The sequence below is a fragment of the Gilliamella sp. B2717 genome (genome assembly GCF_026536675.1).
In the GTDB taxonomy this organism is placed as follows: domain Bacteria; phylum Pseudomonadota; class Gammaproteobacteria; order Enterobacterales; family Orbaceae; genus Gilliamella; species Gilliamella apicola_I.
Genome location: NZ_JAFNNQ010000091.1, coordinates 1 through 13,834, shown reverse-complemented (window position 1 = coordinate 13,834; position 13,834 = coordinate 1). Strand labels below are relative to the sequence as shown.

Annotated in this window: 9 protein-coding genes; all 9 read right to left on the bottom strand. The window is 34.8% G+C overall.

Annotation, left to right across the window (positions count from 1 at the left end; genetic code table 11):
• Positions 1 to 76 precede the first annotated feature (76 nt).
• Entirely contained in the window at positions 77 to 1,087 is a 1,011-nt protein-coding gene (locus J3U35_RS08805) for a hypothetical protein (RefSeq protein WP_267351473.1), read from the bottom strand.
• 124 nt (positions 1,088 to 1,211) lie between these two features.
• Entirely contained in the window at positions 1,212 to 3,908 is a 2,697-nt protein-coding gene (locus J3U35_RS08800; protein ID WP_267351471.1) for an inverse autotransporter beta domain-containing protein, read from the bottom strand.
• A 404-nt stretch (positions 3,909 to 4,312) separates the two neighbouring features.
• The gene (gene purF / locus J3U35_RS08795) at positions 4,313 to 5,830 is read right to left on the bottom strand and encodes an amidophosphoribosyltransferase (RefSeq protein ID WP_267351469.1); all 1,518 of its coding nucleotides are present in this window, start codon (positions 5,828 to 5,830) and stop codon (positions 4,313 to 4,315) included.
• Positions 5,831 to 5,848: 18 nt separating this feature from the next.
• Complete coding sequence (locus J3U35_RS08790; RefSeq protein WP_411597324.1) at positions 5,849 to 6,334, bottom strand: CvpA family protein; 486 nt, start codon at positions 6,332 to 6,334, stop codon at positions 5,849 to 5,851.
• Between the two features lie 70 nt (positions 6,335 to 6,404).
• Positions 6,405 to 6,998 (bottom strand): SPOR domain-containing protein, encoded by a 594-nt coding sequence (locus tag J3U35_RS08785; RefSeq protein WP_267351465.1) that lies wholly within the window; start codon positions 6,996 to 6,998, stop codon positions 6,405 to 6,407.
• On the bottom strand, positions 6,979 to 8,283 hold the full coding sequence (gene folC, locus J3U35_RS08780; RefSeq protein WP_411623371.1) for a bifunctional tetrahydrofolate synthase/dihydrofolate synthase: 1,305 nt from the start codon (positions 8,281 to 8,283) through the stop codon (positions 6,979 to 6,981). The genes J3U35_RS08785 and folC overlap by 20 nt, the downstream gene beginning before the upstream one ends.
• A 3-nt stretch (positions 8,284 to 8,286) precedes the next feature.
• Positions 8,287 to 9,192 (bottom strand): acetyl-CoA carboxylase, carboxyltransferase subunit beta, encoded by a 906-nt coding sequence (accD, locus tag J3U35_RS08775; RefSeq protein ID WP_267360817.1) that lies wholly within the window; start codon positions 9,190 to 9,192, stop codon positions 8,287 to 8,289.
• A gap of 289 nt (positions 9,193 to 9,481) precedes the next feature.
• On the bottom strand, positions 9,482 to 11,020 hold the full coding sequence (murJ, locus tag J3U35_RS08770; protein WP_267360815.1) for a murein biosynthesis integral membrane protein MurJ: 1,539 nt from the start codon (positions 11,018 to 11,020) through the stop codon (positions 9,482 to 9,484).
• 211 nt (positions 11,021 to 11,231) lie between these two features.
• Complete coding sequence (locus J3U35_RS08765; protein WP_267360813.1) at positions 11,232 to 13,346, bottom strand: TonB-dependent receptor; 2,115 nt, start codon at positions 13,344 to 13,346, stop codon at positions 11,232 to 11,234.
• Positions 13,347 to 13,834: the final 488 nt, after the last annotated feature.

The following is a 13,834-nucleotide window of genomic DNA, read 5'->3' as shown; positions in this document are numbered from 1 at the left end:
TGAAAAGATGTTCAAACTAATTTATTTATAAAAAAACCACTCGTTTGAGTGGTTTTTTATCTGTCTTAAATAAGCATTATTTTGCGGTTGCGGTAACTTTGAGTTTATAACCTTGAGCACCTGCTTTGTAGGTCGTACTGTACATTGAATCGTTGTTAAGTTGACCTAATGTTATATTTTGATTTTGTGCTAACGAATCTGTTGTCGCTCCAACACCGGCATAAGTACCGTCTAACTCCCAAGTAAAGTTGTAATTTGCAGATAAGTCAGCTTCACCACTATCTAAAGCACCATTGCCATTAGAATCTAACCATACCACAGCTCGATATTTTCCGCCTTGTTTAGGTACGAAAGTACTACCCGCTATACTATAGTTATCATTTGAATCAGCAGCTAAAATGTAGACCCTCATGTCATCAGATTCAATTGGTCCACTTGTAATTTTATTCGGATCTTTTTGTTCACCTGGACCATCATTAGGGTTACTACCTATTTCGTCTTTATTCGGGCCATTAGTATCATCAGTAGGGGCTTTACTTGGATCCGTCGGATCTAATGTATCCACTTGTCCTGGTGCTTGCGTACTCCAAATATCAGCAACTTTTAACCATTTATTTGTATAAGGTAAACCAAACTCAGTTTTTTCTAATACTTTGAAACCAATTCGTGTTGCACCAGCAAACTCATTTGTAATTTTAAACGTGATTTTACCATTACTGAACTTAATATCTGAGTCAGCTAAACTGGCTTCTTTCCATTCACCAGACGCACTTTTATAAAATGCTTTAAACGTTTCTTTTACTACTTTACCTGAAGGATCGCTGTCACCATCTTCATCATGTAAAGTATACTCGATAACGACATAATCATTAACTTTTGCAGCTCGACCACCCACGGTATTGTTACCATCAGCATCAGAGGATACTGACACTGTTAAACTGTGATCTTGACCGCCAAGACTTTTAATTACAGGTGCATTACCCACTATATATTTAGCACTCACACCGCTAAGTGCATATGCGTTACTTGCTGCACATCCAGCGATTAACAGACCTAAAGCAATATTTTTTATCATTAAACTTTTCATGTTTAACTTCCTATTTTTCATTTATTAATTATTGTATATCAAAAATAATATACACCGTTTTGTATTTAACTTTTAGATAACCCTTATAAATTGGTTATCTAAAACACTTTTTTAATTAACCATTCTATTTAACAAATACTTGTAATCTAAACCCTTGATCACCTGCACATGCTGAAGGCGTTGCGTTTATTGGATCAAGATTTAACTCTTGTGGAGCATCAGCATTAGCGATAATGCTCGAACCAGAAGTTGCATAACTACCTGTTTTTATACTTCTAATTTTATAATGTGCGTTATATCCCATTGCGACATTAAACCAAGGCCCATTTGGTTTGTTGCTTGCATCAGGTAATGCTGCTGTTGCCACTCCATTAGGACATGCAACCGCATTAGACCCCACAAGAGACCAAATCACATATGGACTATTCATTTCAGTGACACCATCTGCTGCATATGCTTTGACATAATATTCATTATCAACTTTCCACTCTTTTGAACCATTAGGATCAAACTCTAATAAGTTTCCAGCTTGAGTCGCAACCAATACCCCATCACTTCGATAAACTTTAATTAATCCAGCTTGACCACCAGCAAAATCTATGGATACTTTATTGAACGATGCACCAAATTGATCTATCGAAGTGGAAAATTCAACCACCCCTTCAATATTAGAAGCGACATCTAATGCATAACTATCACCAATTGCATCCATGCCTCCAGCAGTAGCTGCCTTAGCAGAAATTTTTTGACCCATTTTGATTTTTTCAAAGGATTTCACAATGACACAAGGTTCTTGTTTAGGACAAGACGTTACTTGACCCGAAGTACCATCAATTAAGGTGATTTTTTTGCCATTACTTGTTGCTGTCCAGCCTTTAAGTACAGAATCAAATGAGTCTGGAATTCGGTTCATGAGTTGTTCATCACTAAAACCAACTGCATCCTCTATTGTCGAAATTGTTCCATTTGGTACCTTCGGCTTTACAAGGCTGGCAATCAATGTTATAGCACTGAGACCATCGGCTGAATTAGAAGCCATTGTGGTTTTATTGCCGTTACGATCAACAGCCCAAAGACCAATCTTACGCATGACAGGATCGGGGATAACTTCAAATGACACTTGATTTGATGTTGCTGAACGACCTTTTTTATCGGTAACGGAAACAGATAAGGTATATTTACCATTAGATTGAATTGGATGACGTTTACCATTTTCATCAACATAACTTGGTGCAACAATTTTCCAATTTTGAGTATCTGCTTTTGGTGTAGCCCATGATGAAGATGTACAAATACCTGTTGTATAACAAAGGAATCCACCATTTGCATCAATTTCAAACATATCACCATTCCATTTTACACCGCTTAATCCTTTCGCATTATAAACAGCGATACTGACATCGTAACTTTGTCCTTCAACGAGTTGTAAAGATTCAAGTCCTAAATCAACACTTAATTTTTTCTCTTTATATTCAAGAACGATATAGTTGTTACGATCAACTAAGTCATAACGACTACCAGCTAATGAACGTGCTGCTTGAACCATATCGGGATCTAACTGATCTTTTAAAGGAACCCCCATACGATAATTCATCGTCAATGAAGCAGAAGTGGCTTTTTGATTATTTTGTCCTCGCTTATGTTCCGCTTTGAGGGTAAAAAGTGGCACAGGTGTGTAATCAATGCTTGCTGTCACTGCTCTAGGATTTTTTTGTAGGTTATCTTTACCAAATAATGCCACTTTATCACCAAAGTATTGTTCATACATTAATGAACCACCTAAATGAGGGTACTGTGGTAAATAACCTTGAAAACGAACATCAAAACCTTTTGCAGCACGTTCTAAATAATCATCAAAATCACGAGATTGTTTCCAATTTGATAATGGATGATAATAGTTAGCTGCAAGTTTCATGTAGTCACTCCAAGCCTCAACACCTAAACCTAAACGATTGTGTGAACGTTGAAAGTCATGATCCAAAAATACGTTATAGCCTAATAACCATTTTTTATCTGCAAAGTCCCAACGTTGACCAATACCAATATTTCCAATACGTCGTTTATGTTCATATTCTTGAAATGATATTTGACTAAATATCAAGGTATTTTCTGTATCATACCAAGGACTAAATAGTTTAACGTTGACGTTACTAAATTGTCCTTTATCACTAACGTCAAAAGATAATTGAGCCGTACCAAAACGCCCTAAGAAGTCTTGGGCAGCGGTACGAAGTGGATCAACAACATGATTTTTCACACTACTGCGTAAATAATCCTCTGCGTAATCCTTACCTCGATTGGCCAATTGACTTGATAAGCCACCATTTTCAGATGATAATAGTTGTTTCCAATCTTGTGTTGCTAATGTCTGTAAAGCATAAGCAACATGAGTTGCAAGCTTATCTTTATCTGCCTGTACATCATAATTTTCATCTGATCCTAAATCCGGTAAATTTGTATATTTGTTTTGTTTAGTATCTTCAGCTTTACTTGTACTGATGGCAGGTAGTAGTGGGGAGTTTTCAGGAAGCACGAGAAGCTCACCTTCTTCAATCACATCCTTTTTATCAAAGCGCCCATTGTTCATTTTGCGTAGTTGGTCAACATTTATACCACTTATTAATGCTATTTGGTAAAGGCTAGCCTTTTTATTGTTAACCATTTCTCGAACTTTAATACCATTTTCAAGTTCAATAACTTTACTGTTGTCTACAGCAACAGTAGAAGTGCCTTGTTTCGAATCCAATGCCATAGCTGTCTGGCAATTTAATGCCAGAACAACTAAGGTTGAAACAATTTTTAAATTAAGATTTGTTTTCATCTTAATCATTCCTCATATTTCACTTTATTGATAATATATGTATCAAAAACACGTTTTATTCAGCTTTTTGATAAAAAAGCTTCTTTGTTTAGAATAAAAAAGCGATAACATTTTTATTGTCTTTAAAATTCTTTACAAAAAATTACTTTTTTTAAGATTATATTACAAAGAAGTCATTGTTCAATAACTTTTTTAAAATATTTGTAAAGATTTGATGAAAATATATTCAGAATATGAGGAGAGATAGATTAAAATAAAACGTGGGATTTATTTATCAATTTGATAATATTAATAATACATTAGTTCTCTTTATCTAATACTAAATAAAGCAGATAAAAAAGATAGAAATATTAGAATATTAGTATCTTTTTTTATAAAAATGTCATTTTCAGCAAGAATACTAATTATTGTTCTTCATTATATATTTCAAGATTTTCTGATTCCTTACTATTAAAAGCTTTTTGATTTTGAATTCTTGTTTGTTCTAATTGAAGCAAATAGCTTTCATCAATACCGTCTGTAATATATTGCCCATCAAACACTGAACACTCGAAATGATGAATCTTAGGGTTCTCTTCACGGATTGAGTCGATTAAGTCAGATAGATCCTGAAAAATAAGTCTATCTGCACCAATATCTTTAGCAATTTGCTCGACTGTGCGATTATAAGCGATAAGCTCACTGGCTGTTGGCATGTCAATTCCATATACATTAGGATGCCTAATCTCTGGCGCAGCCGAAGCTAAATAAACTTTTTTAGCGCCAACAGAGCGAACCATTTCCAAAATTTTTTCCGAAGTTGTACCTCGAACAATAGAGTCATCGACAAGAAGGACATTCTTTCCTTCAAATTCAATGCGATTAGCATTAAGTTTACGTCTTACAGAAAGTTTGCGTGTAGCTTGACCTGGCATAATAAATGTTCGTCCAACATAACGATTTTTGACAAAGCCCTGCCGATAGGGTTTATTTAAAATTCTAGCAATCTCAAGCGCAGCATCGCAAGATGTTTCAGGAATTGGAATCACAACATCAATATCAACATCTTTCCATTCTCGTGCTATTTTTTTACCTAATTTTTGTCCCATCAATATACGTGATTGATAAACCGATACCCCATTCATGAACGAATCGGGTCGTGCAAAATAAACGTATTCAAAGATACATGGATAATATTGGGGATTGTCTGAACATTGTTGTGAATAAAATTGCCCATCTTGTGTAATGTAAATCGCTTCGCCGGGTTCGACATCACGTATAAATTCGAAATCAAGTATATCTAAAGCAACACTTTCAGAAGCAACCATATACTCCACTTTTTGATTATTTAAAATGCGTTTACCAATAACTAAAGGACGAATGCCATAGGGATCACGAAATGCAACCAATCCATGCCCAATAATCATTGCGACACAAGCGTAAGCGCCTTTAATAATATTATGTACATGACGTATAGCGGTAAAAATATTATCTGCAGAAAGGGGATAAGTTGGAAATTTGTCTAATTCACTGGCGAAAATATTAAGTAGCACTTCTGAATCAGAATTAGTGTTAATATGGCGTCTTGCTAATTCAAATACTTTATTTCGTAATTCGTTAGCATTGGTTAAGTTACCATTATGTGCAAGTGCTATGCCATAAGGCGAATTAACGTAGAAGGGTTGAGCTTCTGAAGGACTTGAACTTCCTGCTGTAGGATACCGTACATGTCCAATTCCTAATGTACCTTGCAAACGTTGCATATGATGTTCTTGAAAAACATCTTTAACTAAACCATTTGCTTTACGTAAACGAAAGCAGTTTTGTTCATCAATGGTTACAATACCCGCTGCATCTTGACCTCGATGCTGCAATACAGTCAATGCATCATAGATAGATTGGTTAACTGTGCTACATCCTAAAATACCAACAACACCACACATACAATGATTACCTCAAAATTACTGCACTAAAAATGAAGACGAATGTTGTATAAAATCAAAAAACCAACGAATAATAACATGAAAATGAGGAATAAGTTGTGATTCTTTCCAGTATTGCGATTGCGAGAAGGGAGTGAAAGTATCAATAAAAAAGAGAACAGCTGCAACCACTAATATTCCACGTAATGCACCAAAGCAGATGCCTAATACTCGATCTGTCCCGGATAAACCTGTTTTTTGGACTAATAAGCCAATAACATAAGAAATAAATGAGCAAACGAGTAATGTCGCTAAGAAAAGGATAGCTATTGCGACAGAAGTACGGATCAATTCGCTATCAAAATAGGTTAAATACTGAGTAATATAAGCATAAAATCGGCTCGCAATGAAAAATGCCAGCACCCAACTAATCAGAGATAATGCTTCTCGAACAAAGCCCCGTATTATACTGACCATGGCGGAAAAAATTATTACGCCAATAATAGTAAAATCAATCCAATTCATCATAGTAACTCACAATTAATTATTTATAGGAGATATTATTTATTACTTTTATTTTTGAACAAATTTTTTTTTAATTAGTAATAATAATGCTTTTTTGTTTTGTTAAATTATTAAGATTATCGATTACTTGTTCTGCTTGCTCCCTTTTAGCATAAGGCCCAACTTGTAATTTTATTAATTGGTTAGGTTCTGGCTTTTTAGGAATAACTTTAACGTTATAGTTGTTTAATCGTAATAACGCAACAAGTTCTTCAATCTTTTGCTTGTTTCTTAATGCCGCTATCTGAATCATATATAATTTTGAATCTTGCGTAGTTGTGACCGTTTGATCTGTCGTTATCGGTTCATTGACATCTTCTGCATTGATTTCAGGTGAGATTAATGAACTTGGATTTTGGTCTGTGTCTAGTGCATAAGGAAAATTGGCAACCTCACTTGAGTTATTTTGCGTAAAGCTGTCATCAGGAGTATGTTCGACTGATTGAAACTGCTGATTCACTATGTTCGGTTGTAAAATAGGCGTAGTCGATGTTGTTGTATTCGATTTATCGGTGATGATCCATGGTGCTATCAAAGCTAAAATAAGTAATAAAGTGGCAAAACCAACAAGTCGATTTCTCATTCTATTCTGATTATTTGAAGCGTTATTTTTGTCTTTCGTCATGATTAATTTCACTTAATTCATATTGCTCTAAAACTTCAGCTACCGTATGAAATGAACCACATACGACGATAATATCATTATCTTTGGCATCTTGCATTGCTTTTTGATAAGCATCCGCCACATGATCAAATGTTAAAACACTGGTTTCTTCTTTATCAAGCAAGTATTGCTTTAATACTTCAGCTTTGCAACCTCGCTCACCATAGAGTGTCGCGCAATACCATACATCGCCTTGTAAAATGGATAATGTACTTTTTATATCTTTATCTTTCAACATGCCAATAACAAATCTTATTTTACCTGTTTTGGATTGTTTAGCTTTTAATTGAGCTAATTGTTTAATTAAATAAGTTGCAGCATGTGGGTTATGAGCAACATCAATAATAACCAATGGTGAATGTTGTAGCGTCTGAAATCTGCCAACTAAGCTTGCTTGTTTTAATCCTTTAACGATATCGTCTTGGGTAATATTTAAAGAAGAATAACTTAATGCTGCAATTGCTGTCGCAGCATTAGCTAACGGAACATTGGCTATCGGTAAATGATGATAATTTGCCAAGGGGGATTCAAAAGACCATTGATTATCATTAATTTGTTGATAAGACCAATCGCTATTTACCGTATAGATAGGACAGTTAACTGATTCTGCCACCAATGGAATGGTGACAGGAACATTTTGCTCACCAACAACAGCAATGCTTTTCGATTTAAAAATACCGGCTTTTTCACGCCCAATACTTTCTCGAGTATTTCCAAGATAATCTACATGATCAATGTCTATTGTTGTGATAACAGCAATATCTGCATCAACAATGTTGGTTGCATCCAGTCGTCCACCTAACCCAACTTCCAACACAACTACATCTAATTTTGCTTTTTTAAACTGATAAAGTGCTGCAAGTGTTGCATATTCAAAATAAGTTAAAGAAATATCACCACGAACTTTTTCAATTTCTACAAATGCGTTAACCGTTTCTTGGGCTGTTGACTCTTGATTATTAATTCTTACCCGCTCTGTGAAACGTAATAAATGAGGAGAGCTATATACGCCAACTTTTCGTTTTGAAGCGAGTAAAATCATTTCCAATGTTCGGCAAGTTGTACCTTTGCCATTAGTTCCTGCAACCGTAATAACATAGGGAGCGGGTTGCAAAATATCTAAACGCTGAGCAATGATTTTTACTCGCTCTAATCCCATATCAATAGTAGTAGGATGCAGTTGCTCTAAATAACAAAGCCATGTCTTTAAGTCAGACATGGCATTAGGTTTTTCATTTTGCATGATCAATTAAACTGTCTCATCAATTGTCATTTCATCGTTATTCACATCATTAAATGGATCGGGAAGTTTCATTAATTTTGCAATTAGGCTGGCAATTTTAGGTCTCATTTCTTTACGATGAATGATCATATCAATTGCGCCTTTTTCCAGTAAAAACTCACTTCGTTGGAATCCTTCTGGTAGAGTTTCCCGTACAGTTTGTTGAATAACGCGTGGGCCTGCAAAACCAATTAATGCTTTGGGTTCGGCAATGTTAATATCACCTAGCATCGCTAAACTAGCTGAAACCCCACCCATAGTCGGATCGGTCATGACAGAAATATAAGGTAAACCTTCATCTTGCATTTTAGCAAGTATTGCACTGGTTTTAGCCATTTGCATCAATGAATAAAGTGCTTCTTGCATTCTTGCACCGCCACTTGTTGAAAAACAAATTAACGGGCATTTATCGGCTATCGCTTGTTCAGCAGCACGGGTAAACAAAGCCCCAACAACTGATGACATCGATCCACCAATGAAAGCGAATTCAAAACAGGCAACCACAACAGGAATACCAAGTAATGTTCCTTTCATGACAACCATAGCTTCTTTTTCGCGTGTCTCTTTTTGAGCCGCAGATAAACGGTCTTTGTATTTTTTAGTATCTTTGAATTTTAAAATATCTTTTGGCGCAAGATCAGTTCCAATTTCTACATCTGAATCCTCATCTAAAAAATGGTATAACCTGACGCGCGCAGGGATATGCATATGGTGATCACACTTAGGACAAACCTCTAAATTACGATCTAATTCAGCTTGGTAAATGACTTGTTCACAGTTACTGCATTTTGTCCAAACGCCACCGGGTATATTCGCTTTTTTATGATCTGATGATATATTATTTTTACTTAAAATCTTTTCAATCCAGCTCATTATGATTCTCTCATTGTGCTATACTCTAGAAAATATCGGGCTATTGTATAATACTTTGTGCTAATTCTTAATAGTTGTTTTAAATTTATCTTATTTGTTAACCATGTTTGTAAAAAATATTCTTTTACCAAACAATCGTATTTTTTCATTTTAACGCTGATTTTAATATCCAACCAACTGAATATTTTAGATTAAATTATTGCATTTAAGTTATAAAGACAGCCTCTACTTCAATTAAGCGGTATGCTTACAATAATTCGGTTTATTCATAAAATTTTGAAAAAATCATTTAATCAATTCGTTTAATGAAATGCCTGATTTTAAACCCCATTGCAATCAATGATGCAAAATAGATAACGATACCTACCGTGACCAATAACAATAAACGACTTATTCGCATTAACATTGAACCCGTTGACCAATCTGGTAATAATTTCGATCCAAACCATAATACTAATGACATTAACAGTACCGCTATCACAATTTTAATTAAAAATTTACCCCAACCTGGCTGTGGTTGATAAAGTTCCTTTTTACGTAATTGCCAAAATAATAATCCAGCATTAAAACATGCTGCCAGCCCAATTGATAACGAAAGACCAGCATGTTGTAGTGGACCAATAAAAACCATATTCATTAGTTGCGTTAAAATTAATGTGACAATCGCAATTTTGACAGGTGTCTTAATATCTTGTCTGGAATAGAAAGCGGGTGCCAAAACTTTGATTAGAATAAGTCCAAGTAAACCGATAGAATAAGCTATTAAAGCACGTTGTGTCATTAATGTGTCATTTATTGTAAATTGTCCATATTCAAAGAGTGTTGAGATAAGTGGACGAGAAATTACACCTAATGCGACTGTGCTTGGCAAAGCCAATAAAAAACAGAGACGTAATCCCCAATCTAATAATTCCGAATATTGTTTATGATCACCATTTGAAAAGCTTTTAGCTAATGACGGCAATAAAATGGTACCCAATGCAACACCCAGTACGCCAGCTGGGAACTCCATTAATCGGTCAGCATAATACATCCATGAAACCGATCCCGAAATTAAGAAAGAAGCAAAAATCGTATTAATGATTAGAGATATTTGCCCAACGGATACCCCTAAAATTGCAGGCCCCATTTGTTTCAACACTCGCCATACACCACTATCTTTTAAATTGATACGAGGTAGCACTAGCATACCTATCTTTTTTAAAGTCGGAAGTTGATAAAGCAATTGTAAAATGCCGCCGACTACGACAGATACCGCTAATGCCAGCACCGGTGGATTAAAATAAGGCGTTAAAAATAGCGTAAATACAATCATGCTAATATTAAGCAATGTCGGCACGAAAGCAGGAACCGAAAAGCGATTCCACGTATTAAGTACGGCACCAACTAATGAAGCAAGTGAAATAAAAAAGATATAGGGGAAAGTGATGCGAAGCATGATGGTTGCAAGTTCAAATTTGTCGATAGATTCTTGCATAAAACCTGGCGCTGTCAGCATAATGATAAAAGGTGCAGTCATTACCCCAATTAACGTAACAATAGCCAATACTAATGTTAATAGACCGGCAACATACGCAATAAAAGTCCGTGTTGCCTCGATCCCTTGTTGATTTTTGTATTCAGCCAAAATGGGGACAAATGCTTGTGAAAAAGCCCCTTCAGCAAATATTCGTCTCAATAAATTAGGAAGTTTAAAAGCCACAAAAAACGCATCGGTAGCCATTCCTGCACCAAAAAAACGTGCAATTATTGCATCTCGAACAAAGCCTAAAACTCGAGATACCATTGTCATTGAACTTACAGTGGCTAAAGATTTTAATAAATTCATAGATAAGATAGGAGCCAAAAAACAAATGATAGGCATAGTCTACAAATTATTCATTTATTTCACCATGCTTTTTTATAAATAATAATGTTTATGAATTGAAATATTGTTAATATTCAAATAATAAGCGGATTGATATACTAATCAGACAAATATTATCATCAATTATTCAATATAGGATTTTTATTTCATTCCGCTTTTATTTCTTCATTGGTTATAATTTATAACTTGCAGTTAACAATACAGCTCTAGGCGTGCCAGGCATACTACTTGAACGCCAATATTCTTTTCCTAATAAATTTGTTACTGCAAAAGTCATTTCAAAAGAAGAAGATTGATACCCTATTGCAGCATTCCATACAACATACCCAGGACGTTTTAATTGATTTTTATCATCATTAAACATTGATCCCTTATAATTAACCTCAACTTCAGTAAACCAATTGTTATAAGGCAAATAACGTATATTTAAGTAACCGCTATGCTTAGATGTATTGGGCAAATATTTTCCTTGATTAACTGGCATTTTTTTATCTTTATGAACTTTAGCTTGCTGATAACCAATACCGCTGTTAATGTACCATTTTGGTGTTAATTGTCCGATGATACTTAGCTCGATACCTTGACTACGGTCACTGCCTTTTACCTGCCAATTATAAGGATCGTTCACCGCATCGGGTTGATAACGAACGTTGTATAATTCAAGATTATAAAGTGCAATTTGAGAAGATAATTTATCATTTAACCAATCACTTTTTACGCCTATTTCATATTGCCTTGAATATTGTGGTTTATTATCGTAAACCGTTTTCGAGTCTGTTGAAATGGTAATCAGTCCTCGTCCACCATAAGGTGCAAAATTTTTACTATAGGAAGCATAAAAACTTTGCGATTCGATAGGTTGCCAAATTAAACCGATTCGAGGGCTTAACGAGTGACCATTATATGAACGGCTTTGATGTTTAATTTTATCATCTGATGCAAATTCGTAATTGTCATAGCGTAAGCCCATCAATAATTTCCACTGTGATGTAAAACTCATTAAATCTTGCCAATAAATCCCTTTTGAAGTCGCTTTATGATTCGTTTTAGTATTTAGCTTATTGTAATGTGGTTTTTTAGAATTCCAGTGTGGATGGTAAGGATCAACGACTTCAGGGTAAACACTCGTTAATGCTAATCTAGGTTGACGTTTTTCAATATTATATTCAATGCCGACTAACATATCATGACCGATACTTGCTGTAGTAAATTTGCCTATTACATCGAGTGTATTACTATAGATTTTATTATCTGTTTCTTGCCAAGCTCGTCGAAATTGTAGTTTTCCTGCATAGTTACACGTTTTTCCACTATTTGTTTTGCCATTTAAATGACAATAATCACCACCATAAATATGGTCAAAATTTTGACTCGCTTGACGATAAAGGTTAGTTAATTTTAGTGACCAATCATCATTAAATTCAAAACCTATCACCGAACGTAATGATTTAAAATTATCTTTTACGTAATCATCAGGATGCGCATAGGTTGTTTTAATTGAAACCCCTTTTGGTAAATTATAGTAAGCTGGTCCTCGGTCTGGTTTACGCCATAAGTGATCATGAGTATATTGTACTAACCAATTAAACCCGTCTAAATTATCATAGAGTATACTTGGCGATACCATGGTGTCTCTTTGTTTAATTCCTTTGCGAAAACTTTTTTCTGATTGGTGATCAACTGTCATTCGGATCGCTAGTTTCTCATCGACAACATGATTAATATCGACCATACCGCCATATTTATCCCATGAACCACTACGTAAGCTTAAAACAGTAGGTGAATCAAAATTAGCTTGTTTACTAATCATGTTTATCATTCCCCCACCAGAACCACGACCATAGAGTACCGAAGCGGGACCTTTTAATATTTCCACGCGTTCAATATTGGCTGTACTTTGCCTAACTTGCCCACTTGCACGGACACCATCCCGATAAATATCGCCAGAACTTGCGGAAAAACCGCGTATTTTTATGCCTTCATCCCGCATATCATAAGTAGTATCAACACCGGGTAATTTATTGACGATTACACTTAAATCATTTTGTCCAAAAATTTTTTCTTGATCAATGTTAACGGAATTAATGGATTGGGGTATATCTTTAATATCAAATGGCATTTTTGTCGCGGTTGATGATTTTTTTATTCGCTGGTCATTGATATCGGTAATGTTGGCAACAACCTTCATTGTTTCGATGTTTGCAACATCGTCTATTTTATCTTGAGCGCTAACAAAGGGTGCTGTACTTATTAGCCCCAAAATAGCGAATTGATGACTTAATTTCATTGTTTTTCCTATCTTTTATCGTTTTATTATAATTTGTTTCAGTTGGCTAAAGTTAAAGCAACAATAAATATGATAATGATTATTATTTACATTTACAACTTATTTTCTGTTTTATAAAAATATTGCGACAAAGAATATTAAAATCTAACTGAAATTAAGCGTTATTCAATGGTTGTTTAAATGGATTGCGGTTTGAGTATATTTAATTAAAAGGAGGTCTCTGTATTTACCCTATCCTATAGATAGGCTGTAAAATAGATTGCTTTAAAATCGAGAAAATTTAACAAATGAACATAATTTTTTAACCCTTTTGTTGTGTTAACCCATCTTTTAAGCTTAACAGAATAATGGTTTAATATTATTTCCGATAAATATGATCACTAAGATTTGTTAAATTCAATTGATTGCTAATTTGATTTTGAAAGAGAGAAAGTGGTGGGTCGTGAGCGATTCGAACGCTCGACAAACGGATTAAAAGTCCGCTGCTC

What these genes read in the sequence shown, in the direction of transcription:
- accD (WP_267360817.1), bottom strand. Translation starts at nt 9,192, where the DNA reads ATGAGCTGGATTGAAAAGATTTTAAGTAAAAATAATATATCATCAGAT.
- J3U35_RS08785 (WP_267351465.1), bottom strand. Translation starts at nt 6,998, where the DNA reads ATGACGAAAGACAAAAATAACGCTTCAAATAATCAGAATAGAATGAGA.
- J3U35_RS08800 (WP_267351471.1), bottom strand. Translation starts at nt 3,908, where the DNA reads ATGAAAACAAATCTTAATTTAAAAATTGTTTCAACCTTAGTTGTTCTG.
- murJ (WP_267360815.1), bottom strand. Translation starts at nt 11,020, where the DNA reads ATGAATTTATTAAAATCTTTAGCCACTGTAAGTTCAATGACAATGGTA.
- J3U35_RS08765 (WP_267360813.1), bottom strand. Translation starts at nt 13,346, where the DNA reads ATGAAATTAAGTCATCAATTCGCTATTTTGGGGCTAATAAGTACAGCA.
- J3U35_RS08790 (WP_411597324.1), bottom strand. Translation starts at nt 6,334, where the DNA reads ATGAATTGGATTGATTTTACTATTATTGGCGTAATAATTTTTTCCGCC.
- J3U35_RS08805 (WP_267351473.1), bottom strand. Translation starts at nt 1,087, where the DNA reads ATGAAAAGTTTAATGATAAAAAATATTGCTTTAGGTCTGTTAATCGCT.
- purF (WP_267351469.1), bottom strand. Translation starts at nt 5,830, where the DNA reads ATGTGTGGTGTTGTTGGTATTTTAGGATGTAGCACAGTTAACCAATCT.